A 21,756-nucleotide genomic window follows, 5' to 3' on the forward strand; every position below is an offset into this window, starting at 1 on the left:
GGTGGATCCCGCCGGCGGCGAGCGCGAGTTCCGGCGCGCCGGGCAGGCTCGGCAGCCGGTCGAGCCAGGCCTGGCGGGCCCGCTCGAAGGCCGCGCGCCGCCCGGCGGTGTGCTCGGCGCGGTACTGGCGGTAGGTGTACGCCGGCGCCGGGGCGAGGGCGTCCGGGGCGCGGTAGAGGACGGCAAGCTCGGCCAGCAGGACGCGGTAGCTGACCGCGTCGGCGGCCACCATGTCGACGTCGACGTGCAGCCGGGTCGCGCCGCCGGGGCGCAGGCTCAGCGCGGTCGAGAAGACCTCGCCGTGCTCGATGTCGAGCATCTGGTGGGACAGCCGGTCGCGGATCTCGGCGAGCCGGGCCGCGGCCGCGTCCTCGTCGAGGCCGCGCAGGTCGTGCAGGGTCAGGCCGCACCAGCCGGAGCCGGCCTCGACGACCTGGCCGCCGTTGTCGGTGACCCTGGTGCGCAGCGCCGGGTGACGCTCGACGAGGCGGCGGACGGCAGTGGCGAGACGCTCCGGATCGACATCGCGGCCGTCGAACTCGGTGTAGAGGTGGGCGGCGACGCCGCCGAGCGGCTGAGCCGGATCGCGTCCGACCCAGTAGGCGTGCTGCATCAGCGCGAGGGGGAACTCCTCGCCGGCGTCGGCGTAGCCGGCCGCCGCCGCGCCGCCGGCGTCGGAGGCGCCACCCGCGTCGGAGGCGCCACCCGCGTCGTCGGCCCGGCCGGTGAGCAGCTTGAACCAGCCGTCGATAGTCGGGTTCTCGGCCAGTTCCCCGAAGGAGACGGCGAGGCCCGCGCGCCGCCAGGCGCCGATCGCCTGGATCAGCGCGATCGACTCCAGGCCCAGCTCGAACAGGTTGTCGTCGTCGCCGATGTCGGCGGGATCCTCCGCCAGGATCGCCGCGACGGTCTGCCGCAGCGAGCGCAGGTCAGGCGCGACGCCCCGCGCCGGTGCCTGCGTCGCCGCGGTCTGATCCGCGGTTGCGGCACCGGCGGGAGCAGCGCTCCTCGCCTCGGTCGTCGCGGCGGCCAGGGTCGTGGCGGTAGCCGCAGCCGGGCTGGCGGCTGTGGCCGGCACCAGGAAGCGACTGACGCTGCGCAGCTTCTCGCGGGTCTCCTCGAGCTCCCGCTCGGGGCGGGAGGCGCCGACGACGCCGGCCCCGGCGCGCAGCCAGGTCCGGCCGTCCCGCTGGAAGGCCGTGCGCAGCACGAGCGCGGCATCGAGCGAGCCGTCGGCGGCGACACTGAGTACCGCGCCGCTGTACAGGCCGCGCGGCTCGGACTCGTAGCGCCGAATCGTGGCGAGGGCGTCGGCCTTCGGGATCCCGCTGGCGGTGATCGCCGGGAAGACCGCGGCGAGGGCGTCCCAGCCGTCGTGCTGCCCAGTCAGCCGCCCGCTGACCCGGCTGGCGAGGTGCTGGACACTGCCCCGCTCCAGCACGGCCATGAACTCGTCGACGACGAGCGTCCCCGGCTGGCACAGCGGGCGCAGCTCCTCCTGCGCGGCCTGCACCGACACCGCGTGCTCGTAGATCTCCTTCGGGTCGGTGCGCAGTGCCTCGCGCCGGGCCCGGTCCGCCTCGCCGCCGTCGGTCCGGCCGCCGTCGAACGCGGCGGTGCCGGCCAGCGGCTGCGTGGACACGTGTCCGTCGGCGGCGACCTCGACGACGGTCTCCGGGCTGAACCCGGTCGCCCGCAGGCCGCCGAGGTCGAGCAGGAACGACCGGGCCGGCGTGTTGCCGCGCCGCCCCCGCTGGTAGGTGGCGATCAGGTCAACGTCGGCCTCGACCGGGACGACCCGGGAGAGGATCACCTTGCGCAGCGGGCCGGCCTGGATGTCCGCGATGGCGCGGGCGACGATGTCCCGGTAGGCGTCGGCGCCGTGGTCGAGATCGGCCGAGGCACTCGCGCGGGCCTCCGCGTCCGTGGGCGCCGGGGCGGTCTGGTTGCTGGCCGCGCCGGCCAGGGTCGCGGCGTTCCAGCAGACGAAGACGACCAGGCCGGTTGTCCAGAAGGCCCGGCGCGCCCCCGCGCCGAGTGCCATCGCCACGCTCTCGTCGCTGACGAGATGAGCGGCCGGTAGCACCCGCGACGGCCGCAGTCGCAGAACCGGGGCCAGGGCGAGTCCGTAGAACAGGTTACGGACACCCAGCAGCGCGGCGGTGGCGCTGGCGGCCAACCCGGACCCGCCGGATGCGAAGACGCCGACCAGAGCGAGCTGCGACGACCCGCCGTACATCAGCAGAGAGAGCATCTGGGTCTTCCAGACGCCCAGTCCGGCCGCCGCCGAGAGCGCCCCGTAGGACAGGCCGTAGGCCCCGACCGCGATCCCGACGCCGAGCGCGTCACGCACCATCGCGGCTGTTCCGCGCACCGGCGTGGGACTCCCGCCTCGCTTCATCATCCTCCTCGGCTCCGCCGGGCCGCTCGTAGCCGGCAACCCGAAGCTGCGAAACCTGCTTGAAACCTCATCTTGATGGCCTACCATGCTGCCATGACATCAACTCGCGCCACTGAGATGACAGGTGAGCCTAATCTCGGCGCCCTCCAGCAGGGCTGGGAGGACGCCTATCAGCGGCAGGCCGACGGCCCGCTCTGGCAGGACGAGGCCATCCCGGTGATCGAGAGTGCCGTCGCCGAGCTGCGCACCCGCCAGGCACGCACGGTGGTCGATCTCGGTTGCGGCGACGGTCGCAATCTCGCCGTGCTCCTCGACGCCGGACTGAACGCGCTCGGCGTCGACATCGCGCCCACCGGGCTCGCGCATGCCCGGCGCGTCGTGCGCCAGCGCGGCTTCCTCCTGCACGCCGATGCCACCCGCATTCCGCTGATCGACGGATCGGTCGACGCGGTGACCTGCTTCGACGTCTTCGGCCAGGTCGCGGACCCGGCTGATCTGGTCGCCGAGGCACACCGCCTGCTCCGCGCGGGCGGCCTGTTCGTCGCCAATGCCTTCACCCTCGAGGACGAGACCTTCGGCGAGGGCGACCGAATCGCCGAGAACACGTTCGCCTACCGGGACACGCTTTTCCGGTACTACGCGGAGGCGGAAATGCGAGCGCTGTTCACCGACTGGAACCTGCTCGACCTCCAGCGGGTGTCCTGGGACGATCCCCCGCACGGCGAGTTTCGACCGTACCCACACCGGCACGACAACTGGGTCGTCCAGGCGACGCCGAGAGATGACGAAAGATAGCCTTCAGAGCAGTCCCCCATAACTTCAGAAGGTAGGGGCAGAGCACGAATGCCTGGCCACACGTTAGAGCATTTTGGCTATCTGCTGGACCATTTCGAACCATTGCTGGGAAATACGCCGATAAAATCCATCGAGGTCCCCATCCAGGGAAGATCACACCGCATAGATCTTAAGCTTGAAGGCTACAACATCACGGGATCGATCAAGGCGCGGACAGCCTATGGTCTGGTCCGCGGGCTCGTGGACGACGGCGTCCTGCGACCAGGCGGCAAACTGATCGAGTCCACCTCGGGCAACCTCGGCGTCGCCTTGGCGACGCTCGCCCGCTACCTCGACATCGAATTCCTCGCGGTGATTGACCCCCTGATCGCCAGCGAGTGCCGAGCCCGGCTGGTCGATCTGGGCGCGCGCATCATCATGGTGGATCGGCCTGATCCCAAGGGCGGCTACCTGCTGTCCCGGCTCGCGGTGGTGCGGGACATGCTCAACCGAAACGAGGGCTACGTCTGGCCCGACCAGTATTCAAGCCCGCGCAACCCGGAGATCCATCGCCGGCTGACCGGCCCAGAGATCACCGCTCAGTTGCCGGTTCCCCCGGACGCCGTCTTCGCCGCGATCTCGACGGGCGGCACCTTCGCAGGACTCAGCGCACACTTCCGGGAGCACAGCCCGAGCACCAAAATGATCGCGGTCGACATTGAGGGCTCGATCGCCTACCGCGGCCCGGCCGGTAGACGTTTTCTTCCTGGCATCGGGGCGAGCCGCCGGTCCTCCTTCCTGGGATCCGATCTCGTGGACCACTTCTACTCGGTCAGTCTCCGGGACTCCGTTCGGCACTGTCACCAGGTCCTCCGGAACTCCGGCATCTACCTCGGCGGCTCGTCCGGCGCGACCATCGCCGCCTGCGTACGACATCTCGTGGAGAACCCGGACGAGATCGAACGGCCACTGTGTATCTGCCCCGACGATGGCGGCAAGTACGAACAGACGGTTTACAGCGATGATTGGCTGGAAAAGCTGCGCCCCGACCTCGAGTCCGAAGCCGAGATTGCCGGCCAGACACTCGTTGTTCCCTAGATCACAGCCGTGGCCGGCGGCCGACGTGCGTGGGGCGCGGCCGGGTCGACATCCACGCACCAGCGCGGCCACGCGGCAGGATGATGCCCATGCAGGAGCTGTCCGATGTCTATCGAACCATCGAGTCGCACGTCGCCGACGGGTCACGACCCGACGACGTCGAACTCCGCGACCTGCCCGGCTCCGTGCTGCGCCGGTCGGACGAGCATGACATCGCGAGGCTCCTCCTGCTCGCCGGGTTGGGTGCCCGGTTACAGGACGGGAAGTCGATCGCGCCCCTCCTGCTGGACCTCGCACGCCGCTACGAGGAGTCCTCGTTCCTCTACACCGGCCGGATCATCCCGCGAGTCCGCGAGATGATCGAGCTGCTGGACGCGGCGGTCGCTGAGCGATCCGTGCCTGCCCTGGCAGCCGTTGCGGACCACATAAGCCAGGGATGGCCCGCGTATCCCAAGTCCATCTTTCCGAAGACATTCGCCCGACTCGCCGCCGGGTGGGGGGCGAGCGAGGATGCCACGCCGTTCGCCGCGACGTCGTTCGTGCACTGGCGGCGTGGCCTGGCGGCCGCGGCGGCGAACAGACCGGCAACCGCCCAGACGCATTTCCGGTGTTCTCTCGACAAGTACCGGGAGAACCTCTACTACGCCGACGCCACCTGGCTGTTCACCGACCTGGTGATCGCCGAACTGCTGGACGGCCGTGGCGAGGCCGCCGAACTGGCCTACGACGAGCAGTGCCGCTATGTCGAGGAGGTGCTGGCTCGCCACGGTCCGCCCACGAGCGACCGGCCGCGGCTGTTCCAGCTGGGCGACGTACACAGCGGCGAATACCGGACTTTCGTCGAATCAGCCACGCTGCGGCCCACCGGCCTCTCCCACGAGGACGGCGAGTTGCTGCGACGCTACGTCCGCACCAGCGAGTTCCTTCTCGACGCGGCGCGGTATCGCTCCGCACGGGACTTCGATGCCGCGCTGGATCTCTTCTCCTCCGGCTGGGCCACGTTCGCCAGCTCGCCCTACCCGATCATCCTCCAGCATCTGGCCAGGAAGTTCGGTGACCCGTCCCGGCCGTGGCAGGTCTCGCTGACCGCATACGCGCACTGGCATCGGATGGCACTGCTCAGTCGAGCACACCCGAAGCCGCGGACGGTTCTGGAGACGGCCGTGGAACTGTATGACCGGCTCGGCCGCGCCGGGCTGACCCACCACGCCGCCATCGCCCTGCTCGACGCCGCGGTCATCTACTCCAGGCTGTTCGGCCGTGCCCTTACTGCGGAGTGGATCGGCCGCTACATGAAGGAGTTGCGCGCGATGATCCCGGACCTGGTCCGGGCGGCCGTCGACCACATTCAGACCTTCAGCGATCCCGGCAGTGACGACTGCCTTTCGACGTATCTGGTCCTGCGCTCGCAGCTCGCTCCCGGTCTCACCCCGGCGATCCCGGTCGGCGGCCCGCGCGTGAGCGCCATCGATGTCGCGATCTACGGCCAGCTCCTTTCGATCGACGGAGTCACCGTCTACGAGTGCATGCCCGGGGCACTGGTAGAGGTGTTCGACGTGCTGGGCGCCGAGTTCGACGGCGGCCGGCAGCGTGGCACCGACCCGCCACTGCTGACGGCAGCAGAACTGTCCGGCCGCGTCGGCTGCACGCCCGCCGCGCTCGCGCAGACCATCCGCAGGTTCCGCGCCGCGGTGCAGCAGGCCTTCAGCGCGGCCACCGACATGACCCTGGACCCGGAGGCGGTCATCCAGGGACGGCCTGGCTACCGCTTCAACCCGGCCTCGGTCGAGAGATATCACCGTTACCCCTAGTCCTCCCCTCCCTTCCGGTCCCAACGATCTTTCGGAGTCCCCGTGACCGTCCCCGACGACATCACCGTCGATCCCAGCGAGGTGGACCCGCAGTATCGGTTCGTCGTGGCGCTGCAGGCAAAACTGCCCGCTGGTGTCGCGGTCAACGCCGCGTCCCACCTGTGCCTCGGTCTCGTCGCGCGGGCGGCCGCGGAGCGGCCCGCCCTGGTACCGAAGATGTCGTTTCTCGATTTCACCGACGCGGACGGCGGCAACCACGCGCCCATCTCCGCGCTGTCCCTTGTCGTGCTGGAAGGTCGACCAGCCTGGGTACGGCGACTGCGGGAGGCCGCCCGCCTCGGCGACCTGCTCTACACCGACTTCACCGCCGAGATGACCGGCGGCACCTTCGCGGACCAGCTCGACCGGATCGGGAAGACCTCTGCGGAGGACCTCGATTACTACGGCGTCGCCGTGTTCGGGAAGCGGTCCGAACTCGACGTCCTCACGAAGAAATTCTCCCTCCTGCGCTGACCGCGCGACCGTCCGGGCTCGCCCAGGCCGCACCGATCCGCGCTGACCCGCATCGACGGAAGGACCGCCATGACTGTCCCGACCCGGACTCGACCTCCCGGCCTGCTCGTGGTGCCGGGCTCGGTGGTGGGCGACGTGCTGGCCGCGGCCGACTCGGCATGCCGCGACCTCGTCGCCCGGGTCTATGTGGACGTGGCCCGTGATCAGGTAGTGAACCCGGACAGTCTCTTCCTGCGTCCGGATCCCAGCCGTCGCAGCCGGATCATCGCGTTGCCCGCCTGGGTTCCGGGCGAGCCGCCGGCGGTCGGCCTGAAGTGGATCTCCAGCTTTCCGGAGAACCTGAGCCGAGGCCTGCCCCGCGCCTCAGCTCTGATCGTGCTGAATGACCCGACGACCGGGCATCCGACGGCGGTACTGGAAGGGGCGCGGATCAGCGCCTGCCGCACGGCGCTGTCCGCGGTGGTCGGGGCTGACACGCTGCGTCCCGGCAACCGTCACGCTGACGTCCTCGCGGTCGTCGGGACCGGTCTGATCGCCAGGACGACGGTGGCCGCGCTGCGCCGGCATGGCTGGACCTGGTCCAGCCTGCGGGTGCACGACCTCGACCCGCAGCGGGCCCGGGTCTTCGTCGACGAGCTGGCCGCTGGACCGCCAGCCGGCGCCCGGGTGACGGGCACGGTCGCCGCCGCGCTGGATGGGGCTGATCTGGTGCTCTTCGCCACGACCGCGGTCGAGCCACACGTCCCGGCCGCCGAGTGGTTTCGGCCTGGCGCCCTCGTGCTGCACCTGTCGCTGCGTGATCTCACCCCCGCGGCGATGTCGGGGGCGGACCATGTCGTCGATCAGGTGACGCACGCGCTGCGGGAACGCACCTCTCTCGGCTTGGCCGTCGATTCGGGCGTTGTCGACCCGGGCGGGATCGTCGCGGTCGGATCACTGCTTGACGGTGCGCCCCTGCCGAAGCCGGAGCGCACCGTCATCTACTCGCCGTTCGGGCTTGGTTCGCTGGACATCGCCCTGGCCCAGCTCGTGCTGGAACGTTCGCGGACCGCGCCGGGCGTGGTCACGGTTCCCGACTTCGCCGGAGCGTGAGGCAATGCAATCTACCGAGGCAGGCGGTTGACGGCGGCGAGGACGGCATGGACCGACGCCGCCAGCACCGAGGTGTCCTGGCCGACGCCCCAGTAGTGGTCCTCGACGTGGCGCAGTTGGACGTAGGCGCTCGCTGGGCTGTCGACGCCGCGATCCAGCGCGTGCTCGCTGTAGCTGACGATCTCGACGGTAACGCCGAGGCCGCCGAGCATGGCGGTAAGCGCGGACAGCGGGCCGTTGCCGGTACCGCGGGCCTCGACCTCACGGTCGTCAGTGGTCACCTCGGCGACGAACTCGTGCAGGCCCGGGGCCGTCTCGGCGGTCTGCCAGGAGGTGAAAATGATCGGGCCGTCGTGAACCGGAGCGAGGTAACGCGCCCGGAACATCTCCCACAGCTGCTTGGGCGTGAGTTCCTCGCCGCTGCGGTCCGCCTCGACCTGTGCGACCCGGGAGAAGTCGGCCTGCAGCGCCTTCGGCAGCTCCAGCCCCTGGTGCAGGTTCAGCAGGTGCGCGATGCCACCCTTGCCGGACTGGCTGTTGACGCGGATCAGCGCCTCGTAGGTACGACCGACGTCCGCCGGGTCGATGGGCAGGTAGGGCACCGCCCAAGGTGCCCTGGAGACGGCCATGCCCAACCCGACCGCCGTGGCCTGGTGATGGGCCAGTCCTTTGCTGATCGCGTCCTGGTGCGTGCCGGAGAACGCCGTGTAGGCCAGCTCGCCGCCATAGGGGTGCCGCGGATGCACCGGCATCCGGTTGCAGTGTTCCACTGTCGCACGGACGAGGTCGATGTCCGAGAAGTCAATCATGGGATTGATGCCCTGGGAGTAGAGGTTCAGCGCCAGGGTGACCAGGTCGACGTTGCCCGTGCGCTCCCCGTTGCCGAACAGGCAGCCCTCGACCCGCTGCGCGCCCGCGAGCAGCGCAAGCTCCGCGCAGGCCACGCCGGTACCCCGGTCGTTGTGCGGGTGCACCGAGAGGATCACCGAGTCCCGCCGGTCGAGGCTGCGGTGCATGTACTCGATCTGGTCGGCATAGAGGTTCGGAGTGGAGATCTCCACGGTGGCCGGAAGGTTGTGGACCACCGGGCGCTGGGGACTGGCGTCCCAGAGCTCCGTGATGGTGTTGCAGACCTCCAGCGCGAAGTCGGGTTCCGTCGCGTTGAAGACCTCCGGCGAGAACTGGAAGCGCACATCCGGGCAGCGTGGGTCGTCGGCGAACCGGTGGACGTCCTCGGCCGCGTCGCGCACCAGCGCGAGCAGCTCCGCGCGGTCCCGGCCGAGGACCACCTGCCGCCAGGCCGGGGCCGTCGCGACGTAGAGGTGCACGACCACGCGAGCGGAATCGGTGCCGCTCGGCATTCCTCTGATCGACTCGAAGGTCCGCTCGACGAGGTCGCGCCGCGCCGGGGTGAACACCACGATCGTGACGTCCTGGGGAACGGCGTCGTCGGTGACAAGATGCCGGACGAAGTCGAAGTCGGTCTGACTGGCCGACGGATAGCCGACTTCGATCTCCTTGAAACCCATCGCCACGAACAGGTCGAACATCGTCCGCTTGCGCGGAGTGTCCATCGGTTCGCGCAGCGCCTGGTTGCCGTCACGCAGGTCGACGGGCACCCACAACGGGGCGGACTCCAGGCGCTGCGTCGGCCACCGGCGGCTGGCCGGGTCCACCACGGGCAGCTCGACCCGCTCGTGGAAGGGCTGATACCGCTGGTGCGGCATGGCGCTCGGACGCTGGCGGTTCCAGGCGGGCGTGGCCGCCGGGCGCGGACCGCGGGGGCGGACGATCGTGGGGAAGCTCGTCGGGACGCCGGAATCGGCGCCGCGGACGGAGGCCCCGGGCTCGGACCGCGGTCCGGAGGTCGCGGCCAGGCCATCTGCAATCACATGATCATTCACGGTGCTGGGTCTCCCGAGATGCGGTCGGCGATCGACCGGCGGCGTGCCTGGCCACCGCGGCGGGGTGCCGGTCGGTTCAGACCCCGCCGCGGCGGTGAAGAAGCCGCGGGACTCGCAGCGCACGTTGCGTCACGGGTAGTACCATACTCCTCATCTCAGGTTCTCTGACAACTGGAGAGCTCCATGCCGCTCGGCGCCCTGCACTCCGCTCCACTCGTGGAGCAGGCAACCACCCGTCTACGCGAACAGATCACCAGCGGCGAGTGGCCGGTCGGCACCAGGCTGCCCGGGGAGGTCTCGCTCGCCGCGACCCTCAGTGTCGGCCGGTCGACCGTGCGGGAGGCGCTGCGTGCGCTGGCCGGCGCGGGGCTGGTGCGGTCGAGGCAGGGCGCCGGCGTCTTCGTCATCGCCACCGAACCGTCCCGCGAATGGCGAGACACGCTCCGCCGGGCCGCCGTGGGCGACATCTACGAGGTCCGGATGCTCCTGGAGGTCCAGGCTGTGCGGCTGGCCGCCGTGCGGCGCACCGCCAAGGACGTCGCGGCGATGCGGGCGGCGCTCGCGGCCCGGCGCCAAGCGGCGACGACGGACGACGCGGCGTTCGTCGACGCGGACATCGCCCTGCACGCCACGGTGGTGGCAGCAGCGGCAAATCCGGTGCTCGACAGCCTGTTCGCCGAGTTCATTCCGGCACTGCGGCGAGGGCTCATCGAGCTCGTGGACCTCCTCGAGCTGCGGGTCGCCGACGCGAACCACGGCGACGCCGCACACTCCGACCTGATCGACGCCGTCGACGCCGGGGACGGCAGGCGCGCCGCCGCGGTACTGCGGGCGGAGCTGGACTCGACCCTGCGGTGGCTACGCACGCCGACCGTCTGACCTTCCTCTGCCGGGCCGAAGCCGTCCGCGACGCGGCACATGTCTGACAACCTGGAGAGTGCCGGTCAAGATCGACAAGGGAGCAACCCAGGCATGCGAAAAGGTCAAATCGGCTTCCTTACCACCAGTCACACGATCAACGACCTCTACCAGGGCGCGGTACCGGCGATGCTGCCGTTCCTGATGTCCCAGCGCGGGTACAGCTACTCGGCACTGGCCGGGATCTCGCTGGCGGCGACGGGACTGTCCAGCGTGGTCCAACCCCTGTTCGGCGTCCTGGCCGATCGCCGCGCACGCCCCTGGCTCGCCCCCGCGGGCACCGTCCTCGCCGCGGTCGGCGTGGCCGCCGCCGCGATGGTCGACAGCTACCCGGCGACCTGGCTGTGCATTGCGCTGTCGGGCATCGGCATCGCCGCCTTCCATCCCCCTGCGACCAGCCTGGCCCGCAACGCGGGTGGAAATTCCCAGCGCGCGATGAGTGTGTTCTCCATCGGTGGCACTCTGGGATCGTCCCTTGCCCCCGTCATGGTGACCGTGGTCGCGCGAACAGCAGGGCTGTCCTCCGGTTGGCTGCTGGCACTGCCCGCCGTGCTGATCGTGGGCGTGTGGGGGACCCGCCTCTCGCGCGAGCGCCGCCGCAGGAGCGCCGGTCCCGCCGAGCCCCTCGCCCAGCGGGCGGGCGAGTCGCGCGGCGCGCACGGCTCCACCGGCACGGACGACTGGTCAGCATTCAGCCGGCTGATCGGCGTGACCGTCTGCTGGTCAATCCCCTATGTCACCATGACCTCGCTGCTCTCCCTGCACGCTCAGCACAGCCTGCACGGCTCGTCGACGGTCGGCGCGATCATGCTCGGCTCGTTCACGCTGGCCGGCGCGGTGGGCACGCTGCTCGGCGGGTGGCTGGGTGACTGGCGTGGACGGCTCGTCACGATCAGGGTCGGCTACCTGCTCGGTGTCCCCGCCCTGACCGGCGTCGTGCTGGCACCGAACCTGGCCGTCCTGGCGGTGAGCGTGGCCGTCGCGGGCATGGCGTTGTTCCTGCCGTTCGCTGTGCAGGTGACGCTCGCGCAGGACTACCTGCCGCGGCGCCCGGGCACGGCGAGCGGGCTGACTCTCGGACTCGCCATCTCCGTGGGCGGTCTGTCGGCTCCCCTGTTCGGCTGGTGCGCGGACGCCTATGGACTTCGCTGCACCCTTGGCGCCGTGACCGCGGTGTACCTGGGGGCGGTGGCGATCGCGCTCCGGCTGCCCGAACGCGTGCGGGAGCCGGTTGGCGACCTCGCCGTCGTCGACTCGGCAGCCGACCCCGGCGGCGACTCCGCGGCCCTGAGGGTCGCCTCGGTCGGCAGGCCGGCCGACCTGATCTCGGTGGCGGTGGTACCGCCACGCCCGGATGACGTTGCGTAATCCGGGCTGCGGGCTCGACCTCGGGATTAGGCATTTCGTCGAGCGGCGGCGGCACCTCGTCGACGCTACGTATACGACTTCCAGTAATTGCCTGAGATGGTTGACCTTCTAGAGGCCGCGCCATATATTTCCTATGTGCGATGAGATCGTCACGCACCACCGAGCTAATGCCCGCCAGCGTTGTCATGTGCACGCGGCAAGCCAGCCCGTGCCATGCGTTCCGCTGATCGGGCAGAACGGCACCATCCATGCCTGTCCGGCTGTTTCGGGCCACTCGGCGTGGCACCCTTTGTCTGCCGACGACAAACGCGATCATTCCACAGTCTTTTTCCGGCTGGCCATCTGCTGTTCAGATAGCGGCGACAGGCATTTCGCCAGCATTCCACGGACCAGTGTTCCGCGCGGTCACAGGAGGAAAAGTGAAGATCAATTGGGCTGACCATCAGGTGCTTCCGGCGGAAGGGATTGCCCTCTCTCGCCGCTTGGCCCTGGGCCAGGAGATCTCGTGCCTTCAGGTCGTCGCCGCCCACTCCGGCCGGCTGAATCTGACCCCGCACTGGCACTCGAACGAACAGTGGGTCATCGTGACAAGTGGATCAGTGTCGTTTGTTTGCGATGACAATGAATATGAGCTGTTCGCCGGCGACATCGCCTATATTCCGATCGGGCAGCCGCACACCGCGACCACGGTGGGCGAGGCGGGCGCCACCCTCCTCGAACTCTCGGCGCCGCCACGGCTCGATCTGGTTCCGGGTTCACTGGTTCCGTCCTCCATGCGTTCCAGGTGACGAGAATGACCGTGGACCAGTCCATCGAGATCGGGTCGCCCGCCGAAGAGCTCACCATTCACGACGCGGTGCTACGGGCCGCGCGGGACTGCCCGAACCGTGTCGCCGTGCGGTGCGGACCGAGTTCCGTGACCTACGCCGAGTTGTCCGCCGAGGGCGCCCGGACGGCTCGGGCGCTGGTCGTGCGGGGTGTCCGGGCGGGCGACATCGTGCCCGTCGTGGCCCGCCGATCGGTTCGGCTGCCCGGCGTGCTACTCGGCGTTCTGATGGCCGGCGCCGCCTACGGCCTGCTGGATCCCCGCTGGCCGGCGGCTCGGTTGACCCGCCTGATCCGTGAGATGACCTCAGGCCCGGTGCTCGCGGACCCTGCCGGCGCCCTGCAGCTCGACACCGCGGCACTGCGCCATGTTCCCTTCAGCGAACTCGGCGGAGCGGCACCGGCGAGACTTCCGGACGTCGACGCCACCGCCGTCGCATCGGTGTTCTGGACCTCCGGCAGCACCGGCGTCCCGAAGGCAGTGCTGTCCCCGCATCGCGCCACCACCAGGCTTTTCGGAGCGACCAGCTGCGTGCCCTTCGGGGACGCTCCGACGATGATCAATGCGGCGGCCGTTCCATGGGACGCGTTCAGTCTCGAGCTGTGGGGGATGCTGACCCGCGGTGGCACCGCGCTCGTGCACCCGGCCGACGTCCTGCTCGCCCACGAGTTACGTGCTTATGTCGCCGACCACCACGCTACCCACCTGTTCCTCACCCCCGCCCTGTTCGACGTCATTGTGGAAGGAGACGTCGAGGCGTTCCGCGGCCTGCGGACCGTGGTCGTGGGTGGCGACCGGCTCTCGCCGGCCAGCTGCCGCAAGCTGCTGGACTCCTGCCCCGGCATCTCCCTGTTCAACGGATACGGCCCGGTCGAGTCCTGCGTGTTCGTGTCGGTACATCAGGTTACCGCCGGTGATCTGTGGGAGGACTGCGGCGTCCCGATCGGACGCGTAGTTGCCGGTAGCTCCGTGTACATCTGCCGGGACAGCGAGGTGCTTCCCCGTGGCGAGACCGGCGAAATCGTGATCGGCGGCGCCGGCGTCGCCCACGGGTACCTGGGCGACCCAGAACGGACCGCCCAGGCGTTCCGGACGCTCGACACCCCGGGCGGTCCCGCCCAGGTCTATCTGACCGGCGACCGAGGCCGGCTGGACCACGGCGGCGTGCTGCACTTCGACGGGCGGCTGGACGGCCAGCTCAAGATTGCCGGACACCGACTGGAGCCGGCGGAGATCGAGGCCGCGGCCCGCGCCGTCGGCTGCCGACAGTGCCTCGTGATGCCGGTGACCCACCGCGCTGGCGACGCACCGCGCCTGGCACTGTTCGCCGTGCCATCCGTCGCGGGTGGCAGCACACTGAGCCTGCGGGGAGCGCTGGCAGGCCGCTTGCCGGCCTACATGGTCCCGACCGCCATCCACCTCGTCGACGCCCTGCCTGTCACGGAGAACAACAAGATCGATCGCGCGGCCCTCATCCGGGAGTTCGGCTATGACGGATGACCGGCACACACCGGTCCGGGGACCGGCCGGGCGTACCTCAGGGCTACGCATGGTCGCCGGTGCCGGTCCGACTGAGAAGATCTCCATAGCGCTGGACTTCGTCCAGGGCAAACGGCGCGTCGAGGGGGTCGTCGAGGCGGCGGCAGAGCTGGCCGGCAGCCTTGGCCGCGTCCCGGACCCGAGCGCCCGGCTCGGTCTCGTCCACGAGGTCATCTGCCGAGACCTCGGGCCCGATGTGATGATCTCCTGCGACGAGATGTTCTGGCCGGTTCCCTCGGCCGGGCTCCCCCATCAGGACGCCGACCGACCTGCCAGGCTCGTCGCCGCTGCGCTTGAGCACCGGCTGACGCTGGTCGGCCCCGATCTCGCTCCCGTCATCATCGTCGCCCGGCACCGGCCCCCAGGCCGGCTACGGCTCACCGCCGAGGAGTGGAGCAGCGCGCTGCGGCTGATGGGGTCCATCGCGGCAGTGGCTGTGGGAAGGCGTCTTGAGTGGGCACCGTGAGCGGCTCGCGAGACGCCCATACCGTCCTGCTCGACCCGACCTGGGACCGGGCCCTGCCGGCAGGGTCGGATGTCCACATCCTCGGCTCCGGGGTGATTGCGATCACCGGCAACAACGCGGTGCAACGAGCTCTGGCTCATCCGGATCTCGTTGCCGATCATCCCCTGAAGGCGAGCGCCCGCGGCTTCGGCCCGAACGTCCTGGACTGCGACGGGCCGCGCCATCGCGCGTTCCGTGCGCTGCTCGCCCCCGTGCTGGCCGCAGGGCGGATCGCCGAGTACCGGCGGGCACTGATGCCCACTCTGGTCGACGACCTGGTCGGCAACCTTCTCGGAACCACCACCGATGACTTTCATGACGTTTACGCACACCGGCTGCCCTACGGAATCGTCGCCGGTGTGCTGGGGGTCGATCCGGCCCTACGGGACCGCTTCCACGAGCTGACCCGGCCGCTGTCCCTGCTTCTCGACTACCCGACGGTGGAAACCGAGCTCACCCGGCACAACATCGCGCTCCTGCTGGATCTCATCGACATCGAGCGCGGGCATCACCGGCTACCACCGGAGTCGCTGCTCGCCACCATCGAACGCACCCGTGAGCGCAAGGGTCTGGACCTCACCGACGGCGAGATCCGCTCGACCGCGCTGCTCTTCTTCCTGGCTGGTACGGAGACGAGCAGCGCGTTCATCACCGCACTGATCTACTGCCTCGGGCGGGAGGGGGTGGAGCTGAGCGCGCTGCGGAACCCGGCCGTACGCGCCGACCTGATCGAGGAGGTCCTGCGCCTGTATCCACCGGTTCGGACGATCGTGCGCTTCGCTCGAACGGATCTCTCGGTCGCCGAGAGGGCGATTCCGCGGCACAGCGCCGTCGTCATTTCGATCGCCGCCGCCAACCGCGATCCACGACTTTTTTCCGAACCTGACCAGTTCCGACCGGGCCGCCCGGAACGGGGCTCGATCCCCTTCTCCGTCGGCAGCCACGGCTGCCCCGGCGCGGCGCTGGCGAAGAGCGAGTTCGACCTGCTGCTCGACCGCCTCTCCCAGCGTTGCCGACGCGTCGACCTGAAGCGCGACTCCGGTCGACTCGAAAGTCAGTCGTTCGCCCGTCCAGCCGATTTCTGCGTGGAATTTGTCCCGCCCGTCTGAAATGAGGTACCGATGGGAAGCAAGAGCAATGCGCTACGCATGTGGATCAGCGACCTGCACCACGAACCCCTGACGGTCGGTGATGACACCGACCTGATCCAGTCCGGCCTGATCACAAGCCTTCAGTTCGTTGCCATGGTCATCGAGATTGAGCGGTTGCACGGCGAGCGCCTTGAGCCCGAAGTCATTGGAGCGGAGTCGATGCGCACCCTCGGCGCGATCGACTCCAACGTCTTCCACGGCGCATGAGTGGCCACGGCATCGGCCACGTCCGGCCTGGCCGGCAGCGGGTCGCAGCGGTCTCGGGTACGTCCTCCGGTATCGGCGCGGCGGTGGCCGAAGCATTCCTTGACCGCGGATATGCCGTGGTCGGATTGTCTCGCCGCGGCAACGCCCGCCTGACCGACCGGAAGGACTACGTCGACATTCCGGTCGACCTGCGCAGCGCTCGGCAGACCGCTGAGGCGCTCGCGTCGGTCCCTCAGATCTGTGACGGACTGAACGCTGTCGTAATGAACGCGGGAGCGTCACCACCCGCCCGCGACCTGCTGGATGTGGGCTGGCCGGTCGCGGCCGAGGCCTTCGAGACCAACGTCGGCACGGCGCTGCACCTGGTTCAGGCGTGCACCCCGGCTCTGCGCACCGCGGGCGGCGGCGCACTGGTGTTCGTCGGCGCGAGCATCGCGAACGGCTACGAGGCAAATCGCTGGCCGTACGCAGCGAGCAAGGCGGCACTGACGACGCTCATGCGCGCATGCTCCACCGCCCTCGCCGGGGACGGGATTGTCGCGAACGAGGTGAGACCCGGTCCCGTAGCCACTCCCATGACGCTCGGCGCAGGAACCGGAGAGGTTCGACCCGAGATACTGCGGGCTCTCAACGAAGGCTTCGGTATCGACTGGCTTAAATCACCTGCGACAGTAGCGGGCTGGATTGTAAGTCTTGCCGAGCTCCCTTCCAATGGGCCGACCGGGCAAGTTTTCAACTACAGCCGCCGGACGCTCTGACCGCACGGCGCCCACTTCAACGGCGGGGCCGGCAAAACCGGCCCCGCCGTCCGCCCGTCCAGGCCTACCGTCAGGCGCTGCGGCCCACCGGCTTCACCGGCCGGCTCCTCGCGGAACGCTGGGTCTTCCCGGACAGTTCGGAGATCCTTGAACTGTCCACCCGCTGCGCGCCCGGCGAGGCCATGCGGACGGCCGCTCGGACGGCGACCCTGCTGAAACGCCACGGCATCGACATCGACGGGCCGCAGCAGACAAAGACGTGCGCCGCGCTGGAGTTCTTCGCGGCAACCGTGCCACGCCCCCGAAAAGACACCGATTCAGCCGCCCCGGGTCCTGCCGACGGCCGCCGTCAGGCCGCCGATCGGAAGGAATCCGGCTGACGGACGAGGATCACTCGTTGATCTCGTTGGCGAACCTGTCGTTCGTGGAAAGCCTCTCGAATGGCGGGTTCGCAGCGTCCTCCGTCGCGAGCAGACCGGGCTGATCCCCGAACCGCAGCGGGGAAACCGGATCACTGGAGTTCGCGCCGGCCATCGTCGCCGGACCATCCGTCCGCTCGGTCCGCTCCCCCAGCGAGGTCGTGGTCCCCCCGCGCGCCCGGATCCACCGGCCACCGGCGAACCCCACTCCTACCGCCGCCGCGAGGAGGAACGCCACCCGGCCGCGGCTCGACTGGCCGCACGCTTCCGACGGCCGCGATGTACGCACTTCTCGTCTCCCTACGTCGACGGTGAGAATCAAGGTCCTCACCCGGATCGGGAACGGCTTCGTCCGAGGCTGTTCCCCGTCACCACCGCCGAAACCCACCCGGCGCCTGATCAGATCTTCGTCAGCGCCTCGGGCCGGTGAACAGCCTCGCCGCCGTTGTCACTGCGCACGAGGTACTGCGGCTCCTCCGAACTGGCCCGGACGGTTCGGCCGGCGGCCTCGGTGCTGGCCGTGATCCGGCGGACGACCTCACCCGTCGCGGTGCTGCCGTGACTAGACCAGCGGACGCGGTCGCCCTTCGTGAAATCGGTCATGAACGCATGGTCGCCCACGGCGCCGTCACCAAACCCTCAGAACAATGATCGATTCGGCTCACCCATGCGGGCCGCATCCTTCTGGACGGCGTTCCGGCGGGGAGCAGGGGGAATTGCATACCGGACATGTCAGCACGCCGGTGAACCGCGCACCGGTTGCCGTGCCCGTCAGATCAAGGCCGGCCGATGCGTCGGGGGGGCGCCGGCTCGGCGCCGCATCACATCCCGTTGCGCGGGAATGGGCGCGGCGCGGGGCTTCGGTTTCGGGCCGCTTCTGTAGCGTCCTGTGTCCGATTTGCCCACACAAAAGCGGCCCGAAAAGGCGGCTCGCGGCAGCCGGGGCGGTCCGTCGTCAGCCAGGTCGCCGCCGACCTGCGCGCGGGCGGCGGCGAGTTCGCCGACCACGAGGTACCGCCGCCGAGCGAGGCGGACCGCGGTGAGCTGCTGCGGGCGCTGGCCAGCGACGCGATCCGCGGCGGCCTGGAACGACACTTCGACGTGAAGCTCGCTTTTCAGAACTGCCACCGGGTGGCCGCCTTCGCCCCCGAAGCCGTCGGCGGTGAGCGCCACCGGGCCTTCGTCTCGCCCCGCGGACAGCTGCTCAACCAGTCCCCGACCCTGCGCAACTGCTGACCCACGCGGGCGCAGGACGGCGACCGCCCGCGCGCTGTCCGCCGACCAGGCGCTCCTACCCGCCCGCCGTCAGCGCAGGCGTGACCCGGCCGTGGGAGCGGGCAGATGGACGAACCGGAAGCCGGCGCCCAACAGTCGGGGCAGGGCGGCGGCCACGCCGCGGGCGGTGCCCCGGCCGGGGTGGTTCAGGTGCCCGATCACGATCGCGCCGGCGGGCGCCGTGAGCAGGGCGGACGTGACCTGGGCCGGGGTGAACGTCGCTCCCCCGTCGCCGTTGACGGCGAACGCGACGACCGTTTCGTCGAGTTCGCCCACGATGCGGACCGCGACATCGTCACAGAAGGCGGTACCGGGACGGAAGAAGCGCGGTGGCGTGCCGAGCAGAGCGGTGAGCCTCGCGTGGTTTCCGGCGACCTCGTCGAAAACCTCACCGCAGTCCCGGGTTCCCGGGATTCCGTAGGCCGACCGGCCCGTCGTCGACAGCGGGCGATGCCGGGTTCCGTGATTGCCGATCTCGAACAGCGGATCGGCGGCGAGGGCGGCGAACACCGGCCGGTTGGCATCGATCCACCGGGCGTTCAGAAAAAGAGTCGCCGGCACGCCATACCGCCGCAGGGTGGTGACGAGACCGTGGTCGTAGCCGTTTCCTCCCGGGCCGCCGCAGGCATCGAAGGTGAGCGCGAGAACCTTGTCGGCCGACGGCAGCGTGCTCACCGTTCCGGGCAGGTGCAGACCCCAGCCATGGGGAGCCAGCCCGCCGTAACGGGCCACGATCGCGGCCCGGCTCGGCAGGCCGGAAACCGCTGAGCGCCCAGCAAAAACCGTCGCCGGGGGGCCGTCGACCGGCCCGCTCCCAGGCCGGCCCCGGCCGGTGGCGGCCGGGGCCGGCGGCCCACCGCGCCGGGAACCACCAGGGCCGCGGGCCCCGCAGCCGGTGAGGGCCGTGAGCATCGCACCGGAGAGCAGCTGACGTCGTGACGCCGACACGTTCCCGACCCCCTTCGGCTCCACCGTTTGTATCACCGATGGCAGCCGGCCGAGCCGGCGAAAACGATTCCCGCACCCAGCCGACATCCGGTGTGTTCGGGACGGTCCGACGTTGATGCGCACGACCGGAATAGCGTACGGTCCGGCCGGAACTGGCATTTCCGTGCCGGCCTACGTCATGCGGTCTGGCCTGTCCACCGCGCCCACCGGCGGGCGGCAGCGACGTCAGCCGCGAAGTGGGGCGCGCGAGAATGCAGTCATGCCCGCGGGGAAAGGCACGCTCGCCTGGTAGCCGAGCAGGTCGCGGGCCCGCTCGGAGGAGGCGACGATGTGGCGGACGTCGCCGGCGCGGAACTCACCGGTGACGACGGGCACCGGCCCGCCGAAGGCGCCCGCGAGCGCCGAAGCCATGTCACCGACGGTGTGCGCCTCGCCGGAGCCGACGTTGACGGCGACGAGCCGGCCGGGAGCGGCGTCGTGCGTCAGGGCCGCGAGGTTGGCGCGGGCCACGTCGTGGACGTGGACGAAGTCGCGGCGCTGGCCGCCGTCCTCGAAGACCCGGGGTGCCTCGCCCCGTTCCAGGGCGCTGCGGAAGATCGACGCGACGCCGGCGTAGAAGGTGTCGCGGGGCATCCGCGGGCCGTAGACGTTGTGGTAGCGCAGCGCGAGGACGCTGCCGCCGGTGGCCGTGGCCCACGCGGCGCCGAGGTGCTCCTGGGCGACCTTGGTGGCCGCGTAGACGTTGCGCGGGTCGATCGGCGCGTCCTCGGTGACGGGGGTCGAGAGCAGCGGCGCGCCGCAGTGCGGGCAGGGCGGCTCGAACTGGCCGGCGGCGAGCTCCGCCGGTCGGCGCGGGCCGGGGCGCACCGGGCCGTCGTCCGCGCAGCGGTAGCCCCCTTCGCCGTAGACGACCATCGAGCTGGCCAGGACGAGCCGGCCGAGGCCACGGCGGGCCATCGCGGCGAGCAGGACCGCGGTGGCGACGTCGTTGTGGGTCGTGTAGGCGGGCATGTCGTCGAGGTCGACGCCGAGGCCGACCATGGCGGCCTGATGGCAGACGACGTCCACGCCCTCGAGGGCCGCGTCCACGACGGTCCGGTCGGTGACGTCGCCGACGACGAACTCGGCCGCGTCGGGGACCGCGGGCTTCACCCGGTGCACCGCCGGCAGCAGGGCGTCGAGCACCCGCACGCCGTGACCCGCGTCAAGCAGGGCGTCGACGATGTGCGATCCGATGAACCCGGCGCCGCCGGTGACGAGAACCCGCATACCCATGGACGCTAGTGGCGCGGCGGCCGGCTGGACCTTACAAGTCACGGAAGCCGGCGCGTCCCGCGGGCGGGGGCACGTGGCGGCGGGGTCAGGCCGCGGGGTCAGGCCGCGGGCAGGGCGACGACGAAGCGGCAGCCGCCGTCCTCGTTGCGCACGGTGACCTCGCCGCCGTGGGCCTCCACGATGCCGCGGACGATGGCCAGGCCGATACCGGAGCGCACCCGCGGCTGGTGGGGATGGTCGCCGTCCTCGCCGGGGGTGCGCGCGGCCTCGCCGCGGAAACCGAGGTCGAACAGCCGGGGCAGGTCCGCGGCGGGAATGCCGCCGCAGCGGTCGGCGACCGCGACGATCGCCTGGCCGTCGTGCGGCCCGGCCGTCGCGGCGCCGCCCGCCGCCGCGTCCGCCCACGCGACCTGGACCTCGACCGTCCCGTCGTCGGGGGTGTGCCGGATCGCGTTGATCAGCAGGTTCGTCAGCGCTCGGCCGACCTGGGTGGCGTCGGCCTCGACCTGGACGCCAGCGTCGGCGCTGCCGGTGACAACGACCCTGCGCGCCCGGGCGATCGGACTGACGGTGGCGACGGCGTCGGACATGACGTCGGCGAGGCTGACCCGCTCCAGCGCCAGTTCGAGCGCGCCGGACTGGAGCCGGGCGAGCTCGAAGAGGTCGTCGACCATGCCGGTGAGCCGCTCGGCGTCGGCGAGCATCTGCCGGTGGTAGCGCTCCCTCGTCGCCGGGTCGGTGACCAGGCCGTCGGTGAGCGCCTCGGCGGTCGCCCGGATGCCGGCGAGCGGGGTGCGCAGGTCGTGGCTGATCCAGGCGACCAGTTCACGCCGGCTCGCCTCCAGCGCCCGTTCACGCTCGCGAGACTCGACGAGGCGCACGTGCGTCGCGTCGAGCGTGTCGGCGAGCGCGGTCAGCTCGGCACTCGGCAGCCGCCCGGCGCCGAGGTAGGCCGGGGCGCCCAGGGTGCCCGC

21 protein-coding genes are annotated in these 21,756 nt (G+C 70.4%); 14 read left to right on the forward strand and 7 right to left on the reverse strand.

The genetic code is table 11. From position 1 onward, the window contains the following. On the reverse strand, positions 1 to 2,374 hold a 2,374-nt coding region (locus MXD58_RS03745; RefSeq protein WP_250609041.1), incomplete at its 3' end, for a salicylate synthase. Positions 2,375 to 2,518: 144 nt separating this feature from the next. Here MXD58_RS03745 and MXD58_RS03750 point away from each other — a divergent pair. From MXD58_RS03750 to MXD58_RS03770, 5 genes are all read left to right on the forward strand, one after another. Beyond that, on the forward strand, positions 2,519 to 3,196 hold the full coding sequence (locus MXD58_RS03750) for a class I SAM-dependent methyltransferase (RefSeq protein WP_248836412.1): 678 nt from the start codon (positions 2,519 to 2,521) through the stop codon (positions 3,194 to 3,196). 48 nt (positions 3,197 to 3,244) lie between these two features. Continuing rightward, the gene (locus tag MXD58_RS03755; RefSeq protein WP_248836411.1) at positions 3,245 to 4,273 is read left to right on the forward strand and encodes a pyridoxal-phosphate dependent enzyme; all 1,029 of its coding nucleotides are present in this window, start codon (positions 3,245 to 3,247) and stop codon (positions 4,271 to 4,273) included. Between the two features lie 89 nt (positions 4,274 to 4,362). After that, on the forward strand, positions 4,363 to 6,084 hold the full coding sequence (locus MXD58_RS03760; protein WP_248836410.1) for a hypothetical protein: 1,722 nt from the start codon (positions 4,363 to 4,365) through the stop codon (positions 6,082 to 6,084). Between the two features lie 42 nt (positions 6,085 to 6,126). Continuing rightward, positions 6,127 to 6,597 (forward strand): PTH2-like family protein, encoded by a 471-nt coding sequence (locus tag MXD58_RS03765; RefSeq protein WP_248836409.1) that lies wholly within the window; start codon positions 6,127 to 6,129, stop codon positions 6,595 to 6,597. Between the two features lie 69 nt (positions 6,598 to 6,666). Further along, on the forward strand, positions 6,667 to 7,689 hold the full coding sequence (locus MXD58_RS03770; RefSeq protein ID WP_248836408.1) for a 2,3-diaminopropionate biosynthesis protein SbnB: 1,023 nt from the start codon (positions 6,667 to 6,669) through the stop codon (positions 7,687 to 7,689). An 11-nt stretch (positions 7,690 to 7,700) separates the two neighbouring features. On the opposite strand, the gene MXD58_RS03775 is transcribed toward MXD58_RS03770, so the two are convergent. Continuing rightward, complete coding sequence (locus MXD58_RS03775; RefSeq protein ID WP_248836407.1) at positions 7,701 to 9,416, reverse strand: 2-isopropylmalate synthase; 1,716 nt, start codon at positions 9,414 to 9,416, stop codon at positions 7,701 to 7,703. 360 nt (positions 9,417 to 9,776) lie between these two features. Between MXD58_RS03775 and MXD58_RS03780 the strand changes: the two genes are divergently transcribed. The 8 genes from MXD58_RS03780 to MXD58_RS03815 all read left to right on the forward strand — a co-directional run bounded on the left by MXD58_RS03780 (position 9,777) and on the right by MXD58_RS03815 (position 16,865). Further along, on the forward strand, positions 9,777 to 10,472 hold the full coding sequence (locus tag MXD58_RS03780; RefSeq protein WP_248836406.1) for a FadR/GntR family transcriptional regulator: 696 nt from the start codon (positions 9,777 to 9,779) through the stop codon (positions 10,470 to 10,472). A 93-nt stretch (positions 10,473 to 10,565) separates the two neighbouring features. Next, entirely contained in the window at positions 10,566 to 11,879 is a 1,314-nt protein-coding gene (locus MXD58_RS03785; protein WP_248836405.1) for an MFS transporter, read from the forward strand. Positions 11,880 to 12,298: 419 nt separating this feature from the next. Continuing rightward, on the forward strand, positions 12,299 to 12,667 hold the full coding sequence (locus MXD58_RS03790; RefSeq protein WP_248836404.1) for a cupin domain-containing protein: 369 nt from the start codon (positions 12,299 to 12,301) through the stop codon (positions 12,665 to 12,667). Between the two features lie 5 nt (positions 12,668 to 12,672). After that, on the forward strand, positions 12,673 to 14,205 hold the full coding sequence (locus MXD58_RS03795) for an AMP-binding protein (RefSeq protein WP_248836403.1): 1,533 nt from the start codon (positions 12,673 to 12,675) through the stop codon (positions 14,203 to 14,205). 49 nt (positions 14,206 to 14,254) lie between these two features. Beyond that, positions 14,255 to 14,710 (forward strand): hypothetical protein, encoded by a 456-nt coding sequence (locus MXD58_RS03800; protein WP_250609042.1) that lies wholly within the window; start codon positions 14,255 to 14,257, stop codon positions 14,708 to 14,710. Beyond that, a complete protein-coding gene (locus MXD58_RS03805; RefSeq protein WP_248836401.1) occupies positions 14,707 to 15,858 on the forward strand; it encodes a cytochrome P450 in 1,152 nt (383 codons plus the stop codon). The genes MXD58_RS03800 and MXD58_RS03805 overlap by 4 nt, the downstream gene beginning before the upstream one ends. A 12-nt stretch (positions 15,859 to 15,870) precedes the next feature. Then, positions 15,871 to 16,107, forward strand: coding sequence for an acyl carrier protein (locus MXD58_RS03810; RefSeq protein WP_248836400.1), 237 nt, complete (start codon positions 15,871 to 15,873; stop codon positions 16,105 to 16,107). Beyond that, positions 16,104 to 16,865: an SDR family oxidoreductase gene (locus tag MXD58_RS03815; RefSeq protein ID WP_248836399.1), complete on the forward strand. Its 762-nt coding sequence runs from the start codon at positions 16,104 to 16,106 to the stop codon at positions 16,863 to 16,865. The genes MXD58_RS03810 and MXD58_RS03815 overlap by 4 nt, the downstream gene beginning before the upstream one ends. Before the next feature lie 390 nt (positions 16,866 to 17,255). Here the strand turns inward: MXD58_RS03815 and MXD58_RS03820 are convergent, their stop codons facing one another. Beyond that, on the reverse strand, positions 17,256 to 17,573 hold the full coding sequence (locus MXD58_RS03820; RefSeq protein WP_248836398.1) for a hypothetical protein: 318 nt from the start codon (positions 17,571 to 17,573) through the stop codon (positions 17,256 to 17,258). Between the two features lie 110 nt (positions 17,574 to 17,683). After that, positions 17,684 to 17,887 (reverse strand): hypervirulence associated TUDOR domain-containing protein, encoded by a 204-nt coding sequence (locus tag MXD58_RS03825; RefSeq protein ID WP_248836397.1) that lies wholly within the window; start codon positions 17,885 to 17,887, stop codon positions 17,684 to 17,686. Positions 17,888 to 18,073: 186 nt separating this feature from the next. On the opposite strand from MXD58_RS03825, the gene MXD58_RS03830 reads away from it, so the two are divergent. Further along, positions 18,074 to 18,520: an SCO5389 family protein gene (locus tag MXD58_RS03830; protein WP_248836396.1), complete on the forward strand. Its 447-nt coding sequence runs from the start codon at positions 18,074 to 18,076 to the stop codon at positions 18,518 to 18,520. A 69-nt stretch (positions 18,521 to 18,589) separates the two neighbouring features. Here MXD58_RS03830 and MXD58_RS03835 read toward each other — a convergent pair whose 3' ends face one another. The 3 genes from MXD58_RS03835 to MXD58_RS03845 all read right to left on the reverse strand — a co-directional run. Continuing rightward, on the reverse strand, positions 18,590 to 19,507 hold the full coding sequence (locus MXD58_RS03835; protein WP_250609043.1) for a polysaccharide deacetylase family protein: 918 nt from the start codon (positions 19,505 to 19,507) through the stop codon (positions 18,590 to 18,592). A gap of 225 nt (positions 19,508 to 19,732) precedes the next feature. Then, positions 19,733 to 20,776, reverse strand: coding sequence for an NAD-dependent epimerase/dehydratase family protein (locus tag MXD58_RS03840; RefSeq protein ID WP_248836394.1), 1,044 nt, complete (start codon positions 20,774 to 20,776; stop codon positions 19,733 to 19,735). A 104-nt stretch (positions 20,777 to 20,880) separates the two neighbouring features. Beyond that, on the reverse strand, positions 20,881 to 21,756 hold an 876-nt coding region (locus tag MXD58_RS03845), incomplete at its 5' end, for a sensor histidine kinase (RefSeq protein WP_250609045.1).

Source organism: Frankia sp. AgKG'84/4 (assembly GCF_023242965.2).
In the GTDB taxonomy this organism is placed as follows: Bacteria; Actinomycetota; Actinomycetes; order Frankiales; family Frankiaceae; genus Frankia.

Coding starts and splice junctions, on each gene's coding strand:
- MXD58_RS03780 (WP_248836406.1), top strand. CDS start 9,777: ATGCCGCTCGGCGCCCTGCACTCCGCTCCACTCGTGGAGCAGGCAACC.
- MXD58_RS03760 (WP_248836410.1), top strand. CDS start 4,363: ATGCAGGAGCTGTCCGATGTCTATCGAACCATCGAGTCGCACGTCGCC.
- MXD58_RS03785 (WP_248836405.1), top strand. CDS start 10,566: ATGCGAAAAGGTCAAATCGGCTTCCTTACCACCAGTCACACGATCAAC.
- MXD58_RS03775 (WP_248836407.1), bottom strand. CDS start 9,416: ATGCCGCACCAGCGGTATCAGCCCTTCCACGAGCGGGTCGAGCTGCCC.
- MXD58_RS03795 (WP_248836403.1), top strand. CDS start 12,673: ATGACCGTGGACCAGTCCATCGAGATCGGGTCGCCCGCCGAAGAGCTC.
- MXD58_RS03800 (WP_250609042.1), top strand. CDS start 14,255: ATGGTCGCCGGTGCCGGTCCGACTGAGAAGATCTCCATAGCGCTGGAC.
- MXD58_RS03825 (WP_248836397.1), bottom strand. CDS start 17,887: ATGACCGATTTCACGAAGGGCGACCGCGTCCGCTGGTCTAGTCACGGC.
- MXD58_RS03750 (WP_248836412.1), top strand. CDS start 2,519: ATGACAGGTGAGCCTAATCTCGGCGCCCTCCAGCAGGGCTGGGAGGAC.
- MXD58_RS03815 (WP_248836399.1), top strand. CDS start 16,104: ATGAGTGGCCACGGCATCGGCCACGTCCGGCCTGGCCGGCAGCGGGTC.
- MXD58_RS03755 (WP_248836411.1), top strand. CDS start 3,245: ATGCCTGGCCACACGTTAGAGCATTTTGGCTATCTGCTGGACCATTTC.
- MXD58_RS03810 (WP_248836400.1), top strand. CDS start 15,871: ATGGGAAGCAAGAGCAATGCGCTACGCATGTGGATCAGCGACCTGCAC.
- MXD58_RS03830 (WP_248836396.1), top strand. CDS start 18,074: ATGCGTCGGGGGGGCGCCGGCTCGGCGCCGCATCACATCCCGTTGCGC.
- MXD58_RS03840 (WP_248836394.1), bottom strand. CDS start 20,776: ATGCGGGTTCTCGTCACCGGCGGCGCCGGGTTCATCGGATCGCACATC.
- MXD58_RS03770 (WP_248836408.1), top strand. CDS start 6,667: ATGACTGTCCCGACCCGGACTCGACCTCCCGGCCTGCTCGTGGTGCCG.